18 protein-coding genes are annotated in these 19264 nt (G+C 61.8%); 13 read left to right on the top strand and 5 right to left on the bottom strand.

Annotation, left to right across the window (positions count from 1 at the left end; translation table 11 throughout):
• Positions 1-217 precede the first annotated feature (217 nt).
• From ABCW42_RS08810 to ABCW42_RS08800, 3 genes are read right to left on the bottom strand one after another with little or no spacing between them, the layout of a single operon-like run.
• Positions 218-778, bottom strand: a complete 561-nt coding sequence (locus ABCW42_RS08810; protein ID WP_423184469.1) for a CoA transferase — start codon at positions 776-778, stop codon at positions 218-220.
• Positions 771-1625 (bottom strand): HpcH/HpaI aldolase/citrate lyase family protein, encoded by an 855-nt coding sequence (locus ABCW42_RS08805; RefSeq protein WP_423184468.1) that lies wholly within the window; start codon positions 1623-1625, stop codon positions 771-773. The genes ABCW42_RS08810 and ABCW42_RS08805 overlap by 8 nt, the downstream gene beginning before the upstream one ends.
• A gap of 17 nt (positions 1626-1642) precedes the next feature.
• Entirely contained in the window at positions 1643-2209 is a 567-nt protein-coding gene (locus ABCW42_RS08800) for a MaoC family dehydratase (protein ID WP_423184467.1), read from the bottom strand.
• A 218-nt stretch (positions 2210-2427) separates the two neighbouring features.
• Between ABCW42_RS08800 and ABCW42_RS08795 the strand changes: the two genes are divergently transcribed.
• The 7 genes from ABCW42_RS08795 (at position 2428) to ABCW42_RS08765 (ending at position 12571) form a co-directional block, all read left to right on the top strand.
• Positions 2428-3588: an acyl-CoA dehydrogenase family protein gene (locus tag ABCW42_RS08795; RefSeq protein ID WP_423184466.1), complete on the top strand. Its 1161-nt coding sequence runs from the start codon at positions 2428-2430 to the stop codon at positions 3586-3588.
• 96 nt (positions 3589-3684) lie between these two features.
• Positions 3685-6876: a 2-oxoglutarate dehydrogenase E1 component gene (locus ABCW42_RS08790; protein ID WP_423184465.1), complete on the top strand. Its 3192-nt coding sequence runs from the start codon at positions 3685-3687 to the stop codon at positions 6874-6876.
• A 107-nt stretch (positions 6877-6983) separates the two neighbouring features.
• Positions 6984-7640 carry a response regulator transcription factor gene (locus ABCW42_RS08785; RefSeq protein ID WP_423184464.1) on the top strand — a complete coding sequence of 219 codons (657 nt, stop codon included), beginning with the start codon at positions 6984-6986 and terminating at the stop codon, positions 7638-7640.
• 2 nt (positions 7641-7642) lie between these two features.
• Complete coding sequence (locus ABCW42_RS08780; protein ID WP_423184463.1) at positions 7643-9145, top strand: sensor histidine kinase; 1503 nt, start codon at positions 7643-7645, stop codon at positions 9143-9145.
• Complete coding sequence (locus ABCW42_RS08775) at positions 9142-10089, top strand: TAXI family TRAP transporter solute-binding subunit (protein ID WP_423184462.1); 948 nt, start codon at positions 9142-9144, stop codon at positions 10087-10089. The genes ABCW42_RS08780 and ABCW42_RS08775 overlap by 4 nt, the downstream gene beginning before the upstream one ends.
• 102 nt (positions 10090-10191) lie before the next feature.
• Complete coding sequence (locus tag ABCW42_RS08770) at positions 10192-10893, top strand: GntR family transcriptional regulator (protein WP_423184461.1); 702 nt, start codon at positions 10192-10194, stop codon at positions 10891-10893.
• A gap of 316 nt (positions 10894-11209) precedes the next feature.
• Complete coding sequence (locus ABCW42_RS08765; RefSeq protein WP_423184460.1) at positions 11210-12571, top strand: MFS transporter; 1362 nt, start codon at positions 11210-11212, stop codon at positions 12569-12571.
• A gap of 122 nt (positions 12572-12693) precedes the next feature.
• On the opposite strand, the gene ABCW42_RS08760 is transcribed toward ABCW42_RS08765, so the two are convergent.
• Positions 12694-13188 (bottom strand): TetR/AcrR family transcriptional regulator, encoded by a 495-nt coding sequence (locus ABCW42_RS08760; RefSeq protein ID WP_423184459.1) that lies wholly within the window; start codon positions 13186-13188, stop codon positions 12694-12696.
• Between the two features lie 128 nt (positions 13189-13316).
• Complete coding sequence (locus ABCW42_RS08755) at positions 13317-14462, bottom strand: pyridoxal phosphate-dependent aminotransferase (protein WP_423184458.1); 1146 nt, start codon at positions 14460-14462, stop codon at positions 13317-13319.
• Between the two features lie 449 nt (positions 14463-14911).
• Here ABCW42_RS08755 and ABCW42_RS08750 point away from each other — a divergent pair, with 449 nt between their 5' ends.
• The 6 genes from ABCW42_RS08750 to ABCW42_RS08725 all read left to right on the top strand — a co-directional run bounded on the left by ABCW42_RS08750 (position 14912) and on the right by ABCW42_RS08725 (position 19150).
• Positions 14912-15589 carry a 4-carboxy-4-hydroxy-2-oxoadipate aldolase/oxaloacetate decarboxylase gene (locus ABCW42_RS08750; protein WP_423184457.1) on the top strand — a complete coding sequence of 226 codons (678 nt, stop codon included), beginning with the start codon at positions 14912-14914 and terminating at the stop codon, positions 15587-15589.
• Between the two features lie 69 nt (positions 15590-15658).
• A complete protein-coding gene (locus tag ABCW42_RS08745; RefSeq protein ID WP_423184841.1) occupies positions 15659-16387 on the top strand; it encodes an amino acid ABC transporter ATP-binding protein in 729 nt (242 codons plus the stop codon).
• Between the two features lie 39 nt (positions 16388-16426).
• Positions 16427-17272: a glutamate ABC transporter substrate-binding protein gene (locus tag ABCW42_RS08740; RefSeq protein ID WP_423184456.1), complete on the top strand. Its 846-nt coding sequence runs from the start codon at positions 16427-16429 to the stop codon at positions 17270-17272.
• 28 nt (positions 17273-17300) lie between these two features.
• Positions 17301-17981: an amino acid ABC transporter permease gene (locus tag ABCW42_RS08735; protein ID WP_423184455.1), complete on the top strand. Its 681-nt coding sequence runs from the start codon at positions 17301-17303 to the stop codon at positions 17979-17981.
• Positions 17978-18850 carry an amino acid ABC transporter permease gene (locus ABCW42_RS08730; RefSeq protein ID WP_423184454.1) on the top strand — a complete coding sequence of 291 codons (873 nt, stop codon included), beginning with the start codon at positions 17978-17980 and terminating at the stop codon, positions 18848-18850. The genes ABCW42_RS08735 and ABCW42_RS08730 overlap by 4 nt, the downstream gene beginning before the upstream one ends.
• A gap of 90 nt (positions 18851-18940) precedes the next feature.
• Positions 18941-19150 (top strand): hypothetical protein, encoded by a 210-nt coding sequence (locus tag ABCW42_RS08725; protein WP_423184453.1) that lies wholly within the window; start codon positions 18941-18943, stop codon positions 19148-19150.
• The last annotated feature ends 114 nt before the right edge of the window (positions 19151-19264 follow it).

Genomic DNA, 19264 nt, shown 5'->3' with positions numbered 1-19264 from the left:
AGCCCGAAGGGATAATGCACGCTGACCCGGTATCCGAGCGTCTTGTCAAACAACGTCCTTGGCTCGCGGGCGTCCGATTCGATCCAAAGTATGGATGAGTCTGCAGTCGCCTGCTCGACCTTGCCAACGCGTACCAGCTCACCGTGCAGTCGGATTTCGACGACGGCGCCAACGAGCCGATGCCAGTCCTCCCTCACGGAAGGCTTGGCTGCGGGCGTCACAGCCCCGACCGCCCCATTGTTGGAACGGGCTCCTGAGATCCCGATATCCCCGACATCCCAAGCTCGGCGTGGACCTTATCTGTGTGCTCGCCGAGGGCCGGCACCCTTCCCATGTAAATGTCTACCTCACGGGACTTAACGGGAGGAATCAGGCTGGGCAACGGACCAGCAGGAGACTCGACGTCCCGCCAGCGGGTTCTTTCCTCCAGCTGCGGATGCGCCGAAAAGCCGTGTATGCCCCTTAGTTGGGCGTTGGCGATGCCCGCGGCATCAAGTTTGGCGATGACTGTGGCAGTCGTTCGTTGGCTTAGGTCGGCATTGATCGCCTCGTGGAGATCGGCGCGATTCGTCACGCTCAGGCTGTTGTTTGCAAAGCGGGCATCCAGGGCAAGGTCCGGGCGTTCAAGAACTTCTGCCCAGAAAACGGTCCATTCCTGGTCGTTCTGGATGCCTAGAAAGACCGTGCCGTCCTGTTCTTCGAATGGCCGGGTAAACGGGGCCGCCACCGCCTGGTCGAGTGAGATGACCGTAATGCCCTCCAAAGCCGGCTTAGGCATCTAGATCTCCGATTCTTGCCTGTTTGAGGATGCGCTTGGCCCGCTCGGTGACGGGACGATCGATCATTTGTCCAGCTACCTGTGTCGCCGCACCTTCGGCGCCGACGACCGAGAGGGCCCACGCCAGCTCTTCCTCGGTTGGCTCGAAGGCTGTGTTCACCGGGATGATCTGCCGAGGATGAATGCAAAGCTTCCCGCCGAAGCCGAAGTTTCGGGCGAGGCGGGCGGATTCGGAGATCCGCTCCAGGTCCTGGAGCTCCGCGCAGGGCGAGTCCAGCGGTGAGGAGATTCCGGCCGACCGCGAGGCAAGAACCAGTTCAGAGCGGGCGTGGTCCAGGAATCGATCGTCTCCAGAAGAGTTGATGTCCAACGCGAAGTCAATCGCGCCGAAAGCCAGCCGGGTAACACCCGCCAATTGCGCCAACTCCAAGGCGTGGACCACACCGGCTGCAGACTCGATCAATGGAATCAGGGCCAGTTCTTTCGGGAATCGGTCGCGCAGTTGCACGACACTGTCAGGATCATCCGCCTTGGGTAGCATGATGCCCAGCAAACCGTGCCCGTCCACTTCACTTAGGGCTTGCAGCGCCGCAATCTCCGTTGCATGGCTTTGCGAATCCCAGGTGTTCACGCGCACTACGGCGCGCACGTCACCGGATCTTAACGCGCCCACGACGGCGGCGAGCGCCGCTGCCTTGCTGTCGACAGCCACTGCGTCCTCGAGATCGATGATGACGACGTCGGCCCCTGACGCTGCGGCTTTGATGTAGCGTTCCGGACGGTCACCGGGAACAAACAGTGCGGTGACGGCCGACGCGACGAGCTCTTGACCGGCAGCGCCAGCCAACGTAGAACCTTGCCGGCTCACTGGAAGTCCCCGTTGTCTGGAAGGGTGGACTCGTCAGGGCGGGTGGACTCGACGCTCGGCAGGTGGCCTTGGCGATAGACCATGAAAGTCCTGCGGTAGCTGATCACGATCTTGCCGTCCTGGTTGTAGCCTTCGGTGGCCACTGTGACCAGGCCAAGGTTGCTCCGAGACTTGGATTCCCGGACGGAAAGGACCTTCGACCGTGAGTAGATGGTGTCGCCTTCGAAGACGGGGTTGGGCATCCTGACTTCGTCCCACCCCAGGTTCGCGAACACGTTCATGGACAGATCGATGGTGGACTGCCCCGTAACGAGTGCCAAGGTGAATGTCGAGTTGACCAAGGGCACGCCAAACTCTGTGGCCGCAGCGAAGTTCCGGTCTATATGGGTCTTGGCAACGTTCTGGGTGACCAGGGTGAATGTCTGGTTGTCGGCCTCGGTGACGGTCTTCCCGAATGGATGGTAGTAGATGTCGCCAACATTGAAGTCCTCAAACAGTCGCCCTGTCCATCCCGGGACTACGCGGGTTTCCCTGGCGGGGAGCGGTGATTGGGTTCCTGTCATGATTTGTCTCCTTCGATCATGAGATCGCCTTCTCTTACTATAAATATATTATGTACAACATCAAGGGAAGCTCGGTTTGCCTCGTAATGTCAAGACTTTTTGGTGCAATCTGATGTGGTGGTTGACGCGAGGCGATCTTGCCTTCCATTGAATATATTCTGTATTCTCGAAGAGAGGCTACCAACGAAGAATTAGCCAGCTACCCTAAGGAGCAATCAATGACCGCCCAAACCCTTGTTGAGAAGTTGCGGGAACAGACCCGCACCCTCTGCGCCGGCTTTCCGGACGAATACTGGCGGGAGACCGATCGTAACCGCCGCTATCCACAGGAGTTCGTGGACACCCTGACCGAGGCAGGTCTGCTCTCAGCCCTCATCCCCACGGAGTATGGCGGCCTTGGCCTGGGCCTTAGCGAGGCCAGCGTCATCATGGAAGAAATCAATAAGTCGGGCGGCCACTCGGCCGCTTGCCATGCTCAGATGTACACCATGGGGGCTTTGCTCCGGCACGGCAACGACGCCCAAAAGAACGAATACCTTCCCCAGATCGCAGCCGGAAAGCTACGCCTGCAGGCCTTCTCCATCACGGAGGACAAAGCAGGCTCGGACACGACCAGCATTGAGACTGAAGCCGTCCGGGATGGTGACCACTTCATCATCACTGGCCACAAGAGCTGGACCAGCCGCATTGAGGAGTCCGATCTCGCCTTCGTCCTGGCACGGACCTCCACCAAGGGCGGCGACAAGACCAAAGGCCTGACGCTCTTCCTGGTGGACCTGCGCCAAGTCCGGGAGGAGCAGCCGGGCAGCCTGAAAGTCGCCAAGGTACGGACCATGTTCAATTACGCGACGAACCAGATCTGGTACCAGGGCATGCGCGTCCCTGCCACCGCGGTCGTCGGAGAAGTTGGTAAAGGATTCCGCTATGTCCTGGACGGCTGGAATGCCGAGCGCATACTCCTTGCCGCCGAGGCAGTGGGTGACGGGTACTGGTTCACCGACCGCGCCGTGGCCTACGCCAATTCCCGCGAAGTCTTCGGACGCAAGATCGGCACCAACCAGGGGGTCCAGTTCCCCATCGCCGACGCGTACATGAAGGTCCGCGCAGCCGACATGATGCGCTATGAGGCAGCCCGACTCTTCGACGCCGGCAAGCCCTGCGGAGCCGAAGCCAACATGGCCAAGCACCTCTCCTCTGAAGCCAGCTGGGCCGCGGCAAACGCCTGCCTCGACACCCATGGCGGATACGGCTTTGTGGACGAATACGACGTCGAACGCAAGTTCCGCGAAACCCGTATGTTCCAGGTGGCGCCGGTGAACAACAACATGATCAAGAACTTCGTCGCCCACAAGGTGCTCGGCCTCCCCCGCTCGTACTGAAGCAACCGGCACCCCACGAATCCAGAGCACCGAAGGACACAGAACATGTATCAGAACCTAACGACTCCCGGCCCTAATCCCACAGACCCTGAGCCAATGAGCCCAGCCGACACACGCAAGGTACTCAAGGGACGGGGCGCTGCTTTGGCGCGAAACATGGAGGCCAGCCTCAGCATCCCCACCGCCTCCACCATCAGGACTTTTGAAGTCTCCGCACTGATGAACTGGCGGGATCGGCTCCGCAGCCAGGGATTCAGCGTCCCGATCGCCGCCGTACTGGCATGTGCGATGGCCCGCGCCGCCCAGGACCAGGTACCAGCCGTGCGCCGGCGAATCGAAGCAGTCGATTCGGACCTCGTACTCGTGGAAGAAGGCACCGTAAACCTCGGAGTCGCCGTCGACGTCGAGACTGCCGCCGGCCATTCCATCATGGTGCCGGTCATCCAGGATGCCGCCAGCCTGACATTCCCTGCTTTGGTGGAGCGGCTTGGCCAGCTTTCCGACGAGTGCAGGTCAGGAACCATCGGAGTGGCGAACCTGAGGGGCGCCACCCTAATCCTCACCAGCACCGGACGCTTCGGGTCAACCACCGGCGTTCCGCTTCTTCCGGCAGGCCCCGGCATCATCGTGGCCGCCGGTGCTATCGGCATCCCTGCCGGGCTGGAAACCCTGGCTGCCACGCATCCCGTGGACCCCGTGCTTACGTTGTCATCCACCTACGACCACCGTGCCATCCAGGGCGCAGACTCGGGGATGTTCCTGGGCAGCGTGGAGAAACTTCTTCGCTCACCTGAGTTCCTGGCCAAGCTTGCGGAGGAAATGCTGCAGAACGAGCCTGACCCGATCCTCCACGTTCAGGCGTCCGTGAACGCTGACGACGACGTGCGGCTTGCGGAGTTCAACAGCAACGGCAGCGCCGCCGTTGCCCGGATGGAGCCCGTACGTGCCCGCGACGAAGGTTCCTGGCTGCCCAACGGCGTCGAGGTCGAATTCGCGCACCTCGCAAACCCCGAAGCCCGCAGCTGGCTCGCTGACCTTATCCGGCACGGTACTCCCCAGCCCGCAGCAAAGCGACGGCTCCAGGCGCTGCGCCTCTCAACGGAAATCGACGTCTTCGAGAGCTACCTGCAGACTCAGTTCCTGGGACAGAAGACCCTCTCGGTCCAAGGGCTTGAGTCCTCGGTGGTGGCTCTGGCCGAGATGGCCGGACAGGCAGCAGGAAATGGCTACTCGGATGCGGTCCTTGGCATGGCGCACCGCGGAAGGCTCAGCATCATGGCCCACATCCTGAACTGGCCCATGGAAAGGATCCTCGCGGAGTTCCTCCCCACCGCCCGCTCCACGGCGCTGGCACGTTCCGGGGACGTTCGGCAGCATCTGGGCGGATCCGGCCGCTTCACCGACACCGAGGGCGCGTCCATCGGTGTCATGCTGGAGCAGAACCCCAGCCATCTTGAATTCGTCTCACCGGTCGCACTCGGGGCCGCGAGGGCAAAGCAGGACGAGCTCGTGGCTGCTGGCTTATCGCGCGAAGAGGCGCAGCGCAAGGTGCTCCCCTTGCTGCTTCACGGCGACGCAGCCTTTACGGGACAGGGCGTTGTCTACGAGACTTTCAACCTGCAGCGGCTCGAGCCCTACGACGTCGGCGGGACAATCCACATCGTCCAAGACAATAGGCTCGGTTTCACGGCGACCCCATTCCAGCTGCGCTCGACGGCATGGCCGTCCGACGTCATCCGCGGCTTCGACGTCCCCGTCATCCACACCGACGCAGACGACGTCGATGCCAACCTCGTGGCAGCGAGAATCGCCTTCGACTACCGCGAGCGCTTCGGAACGGACATCGTGATCCACGTCCAGGGTTACCGCCGCCACGGGCACAACGAAACGGACGAACCCCGCTACACGCAGCCTGTCTACTACAGCGATATCGACCAGCACCCTCCCGTCCACGAGATATACGCCTCCTCGCTTGAAGCCGCAGGCCTAATGACGGACACATATGTCTCCGAAACACGCTCCATAGCCAAGGAGCGCCTGGTCAGCGCACTCGAAAAAGCACGCGTCTTCGACCTCAACTCCGTCATTACGCAGGAGTTCGAGGCCCGGCCCGGCGTACAGGAGAAACTAAGGGATGTCAGCGCACGGTGGATCTCCGAAGTCCTGGATGCTGCGGAACAATCCCGCGACGACGTCGAAATCCACCCCAAGCTGATGCGCCAGTTCGACAAACGACGTTCCCTGCGCGCCCAGGACTTCCTCATCGACTGGGGGCAGGCGGAATTGCTGGCGCTCAAGCTCATCAACAAAGCCGGAGTGCCGCTGCGCCTCACCGGCGAAGACGTGGAGCGGGGAACCTTCAGCCACCGGCACATCGTTGTCCACGACTCGCAAACCGGCGGCAAGGCCAAACGGTTGATCTTCGGAGACGCTCCGTTCCTGGTAGCGAACACTCCCCTGACCGAAGTTGCCACAGTGGGATTCGAGTATGGCTACGGCCGGACCAACACCGACTCACTGCAACTCTGGGAGGCCCAGTTCGGTGACTTCGTAAACGTCGCCCAAGTCATTTTCGACCAGTTCATCATGGCCGGACGTGACAAGTGGGGCCGGGAAAGCCGCTTCGTGGCCCTGCTCCCCCACGGCTGGGAAGGCGCAGGTCCGGAACACTCATCGGCCCGCCTTGAGCGCTTCCTCCAACTGGCGGCCCGGGACAACTCACGAATCCTCATTCCGACGACGGCGGCGCAGTACTTCTCAGCGCTCGTCTCTGCAGCTTCCATGGACGAACCGCGGCCCCACGTGATCTTCACCCCGAAGTCCCTCCTTCGGGCCGAGTCCGCTAAGTCGCCTGTTGAAGACTTCACGGCGGCGACCTTCCGCCCTGTCCTAGCCAGCGGTGCTTCAAGCGCCGAGGCCCGTCGCCTGCTGCTGTGCTCCGGCAAGGTCGGCGTCGAGGTTAAGGCACGCCTGGGCGACGGCGTCAGGCTCCTTCGCCTCGAGCAGCTGTACCCGTTCCCGCACGAGGAAATCATGTGCGAGGTCGCCGCGGCCGGTGGACTGGAAGAAATTGTGTGGGTCCAGGAAGAGCCTGAAAATATGGGCGCGTGGGGCTACGTCCTGCCGAAGCTCCTCAAGATGGGCCTCAGCCGCTTCCGGCTGGGTTTCGTGGGCCGGCCCGAAGCGGCATCGCCCGCGGAAGGCTACTCTGCCGAACACAAGGCAGCCCAGGAACGGCTGCTATCGACGGCCGCCCAGCCCGGCGCCGTCGACTACCGGATCGGCTAGGCCCCGACGGCTCTTTCAGCTGGCCGGACCGCCCTAGAGTAACCACAAGCGCAGGCAAGCGGTGCAGGGACCCCCTGCACCGCTTGGTCGGCGAAAGGAGTCAAAGCATGCGTATCGGTGTCGTGGAAGACGACGACGGCGTGGCCAGCGCGCTGATCGACGCCCTCGAAGCAAACCGGATAACGGCCGACCGCATGTCCCGCGGCGCCGAAATCCTCACCCGGCATCCAGACTTTGACATTGTTCTGCTGGATCTCGGGTTGCCGGACATGGACGGAATTGAAGTCCTCCGTCATCTCCGCCAGGTTTCGGCCGTTCCGGTCATCGTTCTCACCGCACGCAACGATGAACGATCCGTGGTCCGCGGCCTTCGGAACGGCGCCGACGATTATCTCGTCAAACCAGCCAGGATCACGGAGCTACTGGCGCGGATTGAAGCCATCCGCAGACGGTCCCGACGCCCGACGGAAATCGCCCCACAACTTCGCCAATTCGATGACGTGATCGTCGACCTCTCAGCAAGATCACTGTACGTGTCAGGAAGGCCGGTACCGCTGACAACGAAGGAATTCCAACTCCTTGCCGTGTTGGTCGACAATCCCGGCGCCGCGGTCAGCCGCCAGCAGATGATGGATCAGGTCTGGGGTGACGCCTTCGTTGCAGTCTCTCGTTCCTTGGACGTCCACATGACAGCGCTGCGCGCCAAGATCGGGCGTTCACTGATCGAAACCATCCGTGGCTTCGGCTACCGCTGGATCGGGTAGGCATGCGAACGCGCCTCCTCCTCGTGTTGGCCATCCTCGGCGCCATCGTGGTGGCAGGCTTCGCTATTCCCCTAGCGGCGTCGTTCGCGGACCTGCGCACACGTGAATTCGTCCTCAGCCGCGACGCCGACCTGCAACGGTTTGCGGACCTGGCAGACGGTTACGTGCGCAACGCTGGCCCTGGCCTACTCCGTGAGGAGATCGCCGCCTACAACGACCTCTATGGGGACGCGGTGGCCTTCGTCTCCACGAGGGGCGCCCCTTCGCACGCCGTGGGCACAAGTCTGGGGGATCCGGAGGTTTCCGCCGCCGTCGGGCGCGCCTTGCGGAACGAACGCTCCTCCGGCCTGGAACTGCTCACCCCGTGGAGTCCGCGCACAGTGGTATTCGCCAAGCCCATCGGAACGGGCGCGCAAGTCAACGGCGCCGTCGTCATCGTTGCGTCCACGGAGCGCCCGCGGAACGACATCGTCCGGGTGTGGATCCTGATCAGCTTGGGTTCGCTGACTGCCGTAACCGGATTCGGCATCCTGGCGGTTGCCGTCAGCAGATGGATACTGCGACCCCTTGAGAATGTCAGCCACCGCATGCAGGAACTCACCGACAGCCTCCCCTTTGCCACAGCGTCCAGCGACGGGGCCCCGGCACTACCCGGCTCCAATCAGGGCGGACCACCTGAATTCCGCCAACTGTCCAAGGCCTTCGAAAAGATGGCCACCACCGTCAACACGTCGACTGAAGCCCAAAGCAGGCTTGTCGCTGACACGGCGCACCAGCTCCGGAATCCGCTGACGGCGCTGCAGTTGCGCTTGGACCTGCTAGGGCCGCAGGTACAAAGCGAGGGCACGAAGAGCTACCGTCGGGCCTTGGGAGAGACGCTCCGCCTGGAGGAAATCCTCGACGATCTCCTGACGCTCTCCGTGGCGGAAACACCCCGCGCACCGGGCCCTTCAAGCGAGCCCGCTCTCCCCTACTTGGTCGCCCTCGAGCGGGCCGAGTTCTGGCGCGAAACTGCCAACGCCTCCGGCACCACCATCCAGGTGTTGGACGCTCCTGGCGAACTCGTCGCCGGCATAAGTTCCGCTGACCTTGAACAGGCCCTCGATGTGCTACTGGACAACGCCTGCAAGTACGCCGGAGCAGGAACGACGGTGAGGATCACATTGGCCTCCGACGCCTACGCCGGCGCGCCGCAGGGCCGTGTCGTCATCACCGTCGCCGACGATGGCGCAGGAGTCCTTCCAAGCGATCTAAAGCTCATCACGAGAAGGTTCTATCGAGGGACACCCAAGGAGATGCCGCCCGAGGAAGACCAGGTGCCAGGCGGCACTGGCCTGGGGCTGGCCATCGTGGAAGCCCTTGTTGAACGCAACGGAGGCCGTGTAATGACTGAGGAAACACCTGGTGGCGGCCTCACCGTCATTCTGTCAGTCCCCTCCCATGGTGAAGCATCCGTAAGCGGCTCGGGCAATTCCAGACCTTCCGCGAAGCGACTGCAGCCATGACAGGAGCCTCTGGAACAAATACGACAACACGACGCCGGATACTCGCCGGACTGGCTGCCACAGCAACCGTACTGGTGCTTGGCGGCTGCCGGGAACCGCGACGCAGCCTCAGTCTGGGCACGGCTGAAAACCACGGCTTTTTCTACGACTTCGGGCAGTCGCTCTCGGGCGGGGTGGCCCGTTCCGACGTCGGTTTCACACTCGATCCCAAGATCACGGGTGGTTCCGTCGAGAACCTCCGCAGCATCATGGCCGGGGAGCTAGACCAGGCACTGGTGCTGGCCGACGTCGCTATGACTGAGCGCGATAAGCTACGGGCAGTGGGGCGCCTCTACCTGAACTATCTGCAGTTCGCCGTCCCGGCCGCGTCGCCCATCCGGAAAATTTCGGACCTGCGCGGACGCACTATCAGCCTCGGGGGAAGTTCAGCGACAACAAGGGCAGGGCACCTCGTGCTCCAGGCCGGGGGCGTCGACGAATCTAAAGTGAAAATCCGTTCGATTCCGATTACCGGTGTCCTGGACGCATTGGCCAGTGGTGATGTCGACGCCGCCCTGTTCGCCGGCGGGGTACCCCACCCCGAAATGGATACCAGCCGAGGGGGCCCATCCTCCGGCATCCGGCTCTTGGACCTCTCAGCCGAGCAACAGGTCCTGCAGGGCCAGTACGGGCCGGTGTACCAGCCGGTGACACTCCCGAAAGGTCTCTACGCATCGGTAAACGAGGTAGGTTCCGTTGGCATTGCAACACTCCTTCTGGCCCGATCGGACTTGCCGAGTGAGGTTGTCAACCGCGTGGTCGACATCCTGATCCGCAAATCCTCAGAACTCGTTCCGCCCGGCACGTCCGGCATGCAGTACCTGGATACCCGCTCACTGATCTACACCTCTGGGGTCCCGCTCCATCCGGGGGCTGCGGAAGCGTACAAGCGTCATCACGGTTAGGGAGCGGCTGCGCATGGTTTCGCGCGTAGATCATCAGGCAGCCGCCAATCTTCGCGCCTGATGCCGTAATTTGGATTGCAGCAAGCAGAAAGAGACACAACCATGAATGAGCCCAAGCGCGTCCGCCCGCAACTAAGTGACGAGGCTTCGTCCTACATACGCGCTTTGATCATGTCCGGCAGCCTCCGACCCGGAGCGCAGGTCCGCCCCGAGGTATTGGGCGAAGAACTCCAGATCTCAAGTACTCCTGTCCGGGAGGCCCTCCAATCCTTGAGGGTGGAGGGCTTCCTTGAGCTCGTGCCACGGAAAGGCTTCCAGGTGGCACCCCTGACGGGTAAGGACATCCGGGACATCTTCCGAGTCCAGGCGCTGATCGGTGGCGAGCTCGCCGCGCGGGCCACGCTTAACGCGTCGGAAGGCGACCTGGCCGAACTGGACGCGTTGCACCATGAACTCATTGCAGCGGCAGCGCGGCATGACGATGCCTCGCTGGAAGAGAAGAACCATGCCTTTCACCGCGAGATCAATCTTCTGGCCAATTCCCGAAAAATCATCTGGGCTATGGGCCTCGTATCCAGATACGTTCCCCGTCGTTTCTATTCAAGTATCGAAGGATGGCCCAAGGCCACTGTGGACGATCACGCCAAACTACTTGAAGCGATACGTTCCGGCGATGCCGAAACGGCCCGTCGGGAGATGGAAGAGCACCTGATGCACTCCGGGGAACTACTGGCGGCCCACTTCGATGAGCGGATCGCTAGTGCGGACGCCGGCGACGAGGCGCAGGGGCTCGCACACGTCTAAAGCCGACGGCTCGCGTCAGCATCCCCTCGGAAGGGCTCTTCCTGACTACCGGCAAGAAGCCGGGTTCGCGATTGGGTGCGAACCCGGCTTTTTCTTTGTGTCCAGTGCGCAGGAACCCGTTTGAAGAATCGTCTTAAGGGACGGCTAAGAAATCGCAATTCTCCTATTCAGGGCTAGGTGAGCTGAGACACATTGAAAGTAGTTCATGGGCAGGAGCCCCGAACCCGCGGCGAATGTAGGACGAGCCCGCGTCGCGGACAAGAACGAAGGAGTTCACATGAACATTTAAAAAGCCTCAGCTCCGGCTAAACCCCGCGTGGTCAGCAATGTTGTCAAGGGATGCTTGGGCAACCTGATCGAATGGTACGACTGGTTTGTCTACGCCTCATTCAGTATCTACTTCGCAGCCACGTTCTTCCCGACCGGGAACGCGACTGCCCAGTTGCTGTCCACCGCCGCCGTTTTCGCCGTCGGCTTCCTGATGCGGCCGTTAGGCGGCTGGCTGCTTGGAATGTATGCCGACCGTCATGGCCGCCGTAATGCCCTTGCAGCCTCAGTCCTGTTGATGAGCGCGGGCTCGCTGACAATCGGATTCACACCTTCCTTCGACTCGATCGGCATCGCTGCCCCCATACTCCTCGTCGCGGCGCGGCTACTCCAAGGCCTGAGCGTCGGCGGCGAGTTCGGATCCAGCGCGACGTACCTTTCCGAGGTGGCTACCCCTGGCCGACGCGGGTTCTTCTCCAGCTTCCAGTACGTTTCGATCATCATCGGCCAGCTCTCCGCGCTCCTGGTGATGATCCTGCTGCAACGCATTCTCAGCCCGCAGCAGATGGGTGAGTGGGGCTGGCGAGTTCCCTTCGTCATCGGTGCCGTGGCCGGACTGCTCGCCATGGTCCTGCGACGCACCATGGACGAGTCCGAGCACTACAAGCAGGAGAAAGCCCGGAGCGAAGCGGAAGCCTCATCATCCGGAAAGCCTGTCGGTTCCCTGCGCGCCCTTATGCAATACCCCAAGCAGCTCATCGCCGTCTTTGCACTAGCCATCGGAGGGACCGTCGGCTTCTACGTCTACACCACGTACATGCAGAAATACATGGTCAACACTTCGGGTATCGCCAAGGAAGACGCTTCCGTCATCAGCTTCTTCGCCCTCTTCGTCTTCATGTTCCTGCAGCCCCTCGCCGGCGGCCTCTCAGACCGCTTCGGACGCCGGAAGGTCATGCTCTTCTTCTCCATCGGGGGAACGATCATCACGGTCCCTGTTATGACCATCTTGGCCGACACCACGAACGTCTTCGCCGCCTTCGGCCTCATGATGATCTGCCTGGTATTCGTCTCTGGCTACACAGCTTGCGCCTCGATCATCAAAGCCGAGATGTTCCCGACCAAGGTGCGCGCCCTGGGCGTTGGCCTGCCCCACGCACTGGTGGCTGCGACCTTCGGCGGAACCGTCGAGCCCATCGGACTCGCCCTGAAGCAGGCCGGGCTCGAATCGATGTTCTTCTGGTACGTCACAGCCTGCATCGCGCTGACCCTCCTCGCTGCGGTGATGGTCAAGGAACCCTCGATAAACTCCAAGCTGGAACCAGACCTCCCGCCGACGGCCCAGGCGGAACCTGTCGTCCACGACGAATCGTCATTCAGCCCCGCAGGCGCCACTTCAGGTCAGCGGTAACCAGATAGCCCGAAGGGCGTCCCCCGGCAACAGCCGGGGGACGCCCTTCGTTCTGTTAAAGATCCGGGTCAGTTCCGTGGGCTTCGCAGGGCACGGAACCAGCCGCCTTGGGGACTCAACGCCTAGCTTTCGGCCATGCCTTTGAGGGCACCGTAAAACGCGTTGACGAGCATCCTGATAGTGGCGGCTTCGCTGAGGCCCCCGCGATTCTTCAAGAGGTCGTCCACTTCGCGGGGATCAAAGTGAGAGTTGCAGAACATGAGGGCGAACTCAATAAGCCCCTCGGAGAGTCCCAGCTCCCTAATAACCTCCCGCACGGGGCGCTCCCATGCCTCGTGGAGCGTACCTATCACTTCGTCGCCACGGTGGAGCCTTGTGAGGAAGCCTTCCCGGGACCTGAGTTGGATCATGGCCGGGCCGTAGGTCTCCAGCAGTTTCACGTGGCGGGCCACCACATCCTCAAACAGGGCTTTTCCGTGCAATGGGGAACCAAGGCTGAAGTCGCGCAGGTTCACCAGGACACCGTGCAGATACTCCTTGTGGAGCTCTTCCAATGTCGGGAAATAACGGTACGCGGTGGCTACTGAAAGCTGGGCCTTCTCCGCAATCGCAGGCATGGAAGCGTTCTGCGGATCCTCACGCAGAAGTTCTCCGGCAGCATTGAGGAGTCGCCGTTTGTTTCGGACGGTGTCTCGACGACTCCGCACGGACGGCGGGCTTGAAAGCTGTTCAGCAGCCAGGACAGTCACCCCTGTATCTCCAATATTCCTTGTTCAATGCGATCAAGGGCCGTCTTCAGGGTATCGAGATCTGCGGCAAAGGACAGCCTCAAGTGCCCCTCCCCTGAAGGCCCATACTCATTACCAGCTCGCAAGATCACCCCATATTCCTTGAAGCGGTCCAGCATTTCAGGGGACGGGAGGGCCTGGGGATACCGGAAGAAGGCGTAAAACGCTCCCCTCGGCTCGGTGAACTCCACTCCAGGGATGTTCGTCAGGCGTTCCACAACGTAGTCCCGCCGCTCTCTGTAAGCGTCAAGCATGCTCGAGGAAATTCCCGGACCCAGCTGGAGCGCCTTCAGCGATGCGCGTTGCGCCGCGGCATTGACTGCACTGTTCATGGTCCTGTGCACGGCACGGATCGAATCGATGAGCTCCGGTGGCGCAACGATGTAGCCGATCCGCCACCCCGTCATCGCATACGTTTTGGACAGAGTCTGGCAATAGACCAAGCGTTCCTGCAACGACTCGATCGTCAATGACGAAACGAAAGTGTCGTCATACACAAGATGGGCGTATGCCTCATCAACCAACACCAAGGTGTCTGTGCCTGCCAGCCCTTCGGCGAGTTCCTCAAGCGAACGCTTGCTGAAAACGGCACCGGTGGGATTGACCGGATTGCAGAGTGTGATTAATCGGGCGCCCTTGGCCGCCTCGAGCACGGCGGGCACATCAAGCTGGTTGTCAGGCTTCGTGGGCACGAAGGCCGGAACGCCTCCTGCCAGCCGCACGGCATCCGGATAAAGGGAATAGGTGGGTTCGGGAATGACGACCCGCTCTCCCGGATCGACAGTCGCCAAAATGGCCGCCGTGATGCCCGCCGTTCCACCATGTGTCACAAGGACGGATTCCGGCCTCACGGCCTTCCCGGACACCGAAGAAACCTCGTCAGCAATGTGCTGCCGCAGCTCGGGGTCACCGTTTACATCCCCATAGTGGGTCCAGCCTCCATGGAGTGCTTCGACGGCGGACTCGACGATTTCGGGCGGGGTATCAAAATCAGGCTCCCCCATCGAGAGGGAAAGTGCCCCAATCGGCACCGCTCCCCCGACGGGACGGAGGGAGGTGGCGACAACGCGGTCGATGGCTGCTGATGCGCGATACAAGTTCAAGGCTTCTCCAGATATTTGGGGATACCCTCCTAAACTAAGACAGCAGTCGCAAGTTGGCAAGGCCGCACGGAAAACGCGGATCAGTCGAGATATTTCGGCAGTATTGCCGCAAGCGGTCCATTGTTTCGACGTCGTAAATCCTCCAGATCTTCGTTGACTGGTAAATATATTGCGAGCAAACTCGTACTTGCGAGTGCTCTCTCAATGTGCTTTAGTGTGATGCAAGGCACAACGAAGTGTGTGGGTCTCGCCCAAACCCAATCCAAGGAGACAGTCCGGATGATGCGCAGATCGCTCATCGAACAAAGGATCAACAACCGATGTGAGGAGGACGGCAGCCTGCGGCCATCAGCCGCCGCGGCATGGATTACCCCAACGCCGCCCAGCCAGACCCCGGTTCCCGTCCGCCGTCGCAAACCAGAAGGAGACCAGGCATCGCGCCGATCCCAATGACAAGAACTCAGGAACACTACGACGCCCTGGCAAGCGGGGTTGCTAACACCAAGCAGTTTCAGCGTTTGCTAAAGCTGGGAACGGCGACCGTCTACGAGGCCCAGGGTCAAAGGGGATCCATCGCCTCGGAGATCCGGCCAATCCACCCGGACATGAAAGTCGTCGGCACCGCTTTGACGGTGGACACCACCCCGGCTGACAACCTTATGCTTCATCAGGCCGTCCTCATGGCCAAGCCAGGTGACGTGTTGGTGGTAGACGCAAAGGGATTCACTGACGCAGGCCCTTGGGGCGATGTGCTCACCCTGGCCGCCCAACGCGCTGGAATCGCTGGGCTGGTTATCGACGGATCCATCCGCGACTCCGAAGCGATCATCAACGCGAACTTCCCGGTTTTCGCCCGAGGGATCTCCATTCGCGGGACCACCAAGGTCGACCCCGGCTCGATCGGCGGCGCCATCAACCTTGCGGGTAGCACCGTGCAGCGCGGAGACATCATCCTTGGCGACCGCGACGGATTGGTCGTGGTCAAGGCCGACGAAGTCGCCGAGACACTTCAGTCGGCGGAAGAACGGGAAGCCAAAGAAGAGGCGTTCCGGCGCAGGATCATGGACGGCGTCTCCACTGCCGAGCTCCTCGGATTGCTCCCAACCCTTCAGCGCTACGGATGGTGACCCATGACTATTTCACAGAACCCGGAAACGATCATCGACCGCGAAGCCGAGACAGGAGGGCCTAGCATCATGATCTCCATTCAGGGAGTGAACAAGCACTTTGGTCCCCTGCATGTCCTGCGCGACATTGACCTTGGGATCGCCCGCGGCCAAGTCGTCGTCGTCCTTGGACCCTCTGGCTCCGGCAAGTCGACGCTGTGCCGGACGATCAACAGGCTGGAGACCGTCGATACCGGGTCGATCTCCATTGACGGTAAGGCACTGCCCCAGGAAGGCAAGGCCCTCACCCGATACCGGGCCGACGTCGGCATGGTCTTCCAGTCGTTCAACCTGTTCGCCCACAAAACCATATTGGAGAACGTGATGCTGGCACCGCAGAAGGTGCGCAAAATCTCCAAGGTGGCAGCCCGCGACCGGGCCATGGCCCTGCTGGAGCGGGTGGGCATCGCCAACCAGGCCGACAAGCTCCCCGCACAGCTCTCCGGCGGCCAGCAGCAACGCGTGGCCATTGCCAGGGCACTGGCCATGGAACCGAAAGTCATGCTCTTCGACGAACCCACCTCGGCCCTGGACCCGGAAATGGTCACCGAGGTCCTGGACGTCATGACATCCCTGGCCAAAGGCGGAATGACCATGCTGGTCGTCACCCACGAGATGGGCTTCGCCCGACGCGCCGCTGACCGCGTCGTCTTCATGGCCGACGGCCAGATCCTGGAAGACACCACACCGGAACAGTTCTTCACCAATCCCGCATCAGCACGAGCCCGCGACTTCCTGTCCAAAATCCTCAGCCACTGATTCGTGGCAACCATTCGCCCAGTAGCGCAGAAAGAATCCATGATGAAACTCAAGTCCCTCGTTGCCCTGCCCGCCGTGGCACTCATCGTCGCGGGCGCCGCCACCGGTTGCGCCGGCGCGGCCAGCAGCGAAGCAAAAGGTGTGGAGGCCAAGGCGAAAGCCGGCCAACTGACCATTGGTATTGTCTTTGACCGACCCGGCCTCAGCCAGAAGAACCCGGACGGCAGCCTCAGCGGCTTCGATGTCGACGTCGCCAAGTACGTCGCCGGCAAGCTCGGGGTCCCGGAATCCGGGATCAAGTGGCAGGAAGCCCCCACTGCGCAGCGCGAAAACCTCATCCAGAACGGCCAAGTGGACTACATCGTCGCCGCCTACACCATCAACGACGCCCGCAAGGAGAAAATCAGTTTCGCCGGCCCCTACCTGACAGTGGGACAGTCTTTGCTGGTCCGGGCTGACACCACCGACATCACGGGTCCGGAATCCCTGAATAGCGGCAAGAAACTCTGCTCGACCGCAGGATCCGTCCCAGCGCAGAACATCAAGAAAAACTACAGCAAGGATGTTCAACTGCAGGAGTACGACACGAACGCGGCCTGTGTGGAAGCGCTCAAGTCCGGCGCCGTTGACGCCATCAGTACCGACGACATCGTCCTTGCCGGCTACGCCGCAACTAACGCGGGCAAGCTCAAGGTCGTTGGCAAGCCATTCACCAAGGACTCTTACGGCATCGGGCTGAAGAAGGACGACACCGCAGGCCGAGCCAAGATCAATGACGCGATCGAGGACATGATCAAGGACGGATCCTGGGCCAAGGCCTTTGAAAAGAATCTCGGCCCCTCCGGATACCAGCCGCCCGCGGCACCTGCCGTGAACAGGTACTAAAAACACCTCAGGAATCCGGAGTTGATTGATGGAAATTCTTACAGAGTATGGTGGCCAGCTGGTCACGGCGTTTGCTCGCACAGTCCAGCTTGCCGGGTTATCCGCGGTCGGGTCATTGGTGCTGGGCACGCTGCTGGCCGCGATGCGGGTCTCGCCGGTCTGGGCTTTGCGCACAATGGCGACCGTCTACGTGAACATTGTCAGGAACACCCCGCTGACACTAGTGGTGCTGTTCGCGTCCTTCGGCCTGGCCCAACAGCTGGGCATCACCCTGGTTGATCCGAAGTCCCCGACCTCGATCACAGACAGTTCCTTCCGTCTGGCGGTTCTCGCCTTCAGCCTCTACACCGCCACGTTCGTCTGCGAAGCCATCCGCGCCGGGGTCAACACCATCCCGCTGGGACAGTCCGAAGCCGCCCGGTCCTTGGGCCTGGGCTTCACCCAGGGACTGCGCTACATCGTGCTGCCGCAGGCCTTCCGCGCCGTGATCGGCCCGCTGGGCAGCATCCTAATCGCCCTGATCAAGAACACCACCGTGGCTTCGGTCATCGGCGTCGCCGAAGCGGCGCTACTGATGAAGGAAGTCATCGAAAACACCTCCGCACTGATAGTGGTCGGGCTGATCTTCGCCCTTGGCTTCATGTGCCTGACCCTGCCCACCGGCGCGGCCTTCAGCTACATGAGCAAGAAACTGGCGGTACGAACATGAGCACCAAACCCGGACTGAAAAACCTCTACGACGAACCCGGCCCCCGCGGCAAAGCCCTGAACCTCATCATCAGCGCCGCCTGCCTCGCCGGCCTCGCGGCCGGCGCCGCATGGGTCCTGTCCGCCCTGGCTGGCAAAGGCCAGCTCGCCCCCGAGAAATGGGCGCCCTTTCTGACCGCCGACATGTGGCGCACCTACCTGCTGCCCGGCATCACCGGAACCCTCCAGGCCGCCGCACTGGCCGTCGTCCTCGCTACCGCCCTCGGCATCCTGCTTGGCGTCGGACGCATGGCCCACACCCGATGGATCCGCCACACGTGCACCGCCATCGTGGAATTCTTCCGCGCCATGCCCCTGCTGATTCTGATGATCTTCTGCTTCCAGGTCTTCGCCAACTACTCCCTCTTCCCCTCCACCCAGCTCGCGATGGCCGCCGTCGTCACCGGACTGACCCTCTGCAACGGCGCCGTGATCGCCGAAATCGTCAGAGCAGGCGTCCACGCCCTGCCAAAGGGCCAGAACGAAGCAGCCATCGCCCTGGGCCTGGGCAATGGCCAAACAATGCGCATGATCCTGCTTCCGCAGGCCATCACTGCCATGCTTCCCCCAATCGTCGCCCAACTCGTCGTCGCCCTCAAAGACACCGCCCTCGGCTACCAAATCACTTATGTCGAAGCAGTCCGCCAGGGCATCCAAGCCGGCTCCGCCTACTCCAACTACATCCCCGCACTCCTCGTCGTAGCCGGCGTCATGATCACCATCAACTTCGCCCTATCCCAATTCGCCATCACCGCCGAAAACAGGCTGCGCAAGGGACGCAAGACGCTCGTCAAAGCGTCGGAGCAGCAGGTCGCCGTACCCGCCCTATAAGTCTCCGCGGTCGACGGCGGCGCTTCCCACTTTTGGTGCGCGCGCCGCCGTCGAGCCTTACCGCCGCGCCCCGTCTAGAAAGGAGTCCCTGTGGTTCCCACACCTACCAGCGCCACCACGCCTACGGTCAGCGCATTGACCGGCCACCATGCACCCGCCAGTGGCTGGTGGCGTCCCGACGGCGACCCCAAACCGTACCGCTACCTGCATCAGGGAGAGCTCATCCCTCCGGTTAATGGCAAGCCTGTCCACTGGATACTCGTCCTTGAACTGACGCCTGCCCAAAGGTGGCGCGCCTGACGAGCGCCGTGGCGCCCGGTCGCATCCAAAGTGGGCGGACTCGCTGTTCCGAAGCCACCCAGACGCCCCGCCGTCCGAAGCGCGCCACATACACACAGCGCATGGACCCGGCCC

Origin of the sequence: Arthrobacter sp. NyZ413, from assembly GCF_049390645.1 — a bacterium.
In the GTDB taxonomy this organism is placed as follows: domain Bacteria; phylum Actinomycetota; class Actinomycetes; order Actinomycetales; family Micrococcaceae; genus Arthrobacter.
Note: the sequence above shows the minus strand (reverse complement) of the source record. Positions and strands in the feature narration are given on the sequence as shown.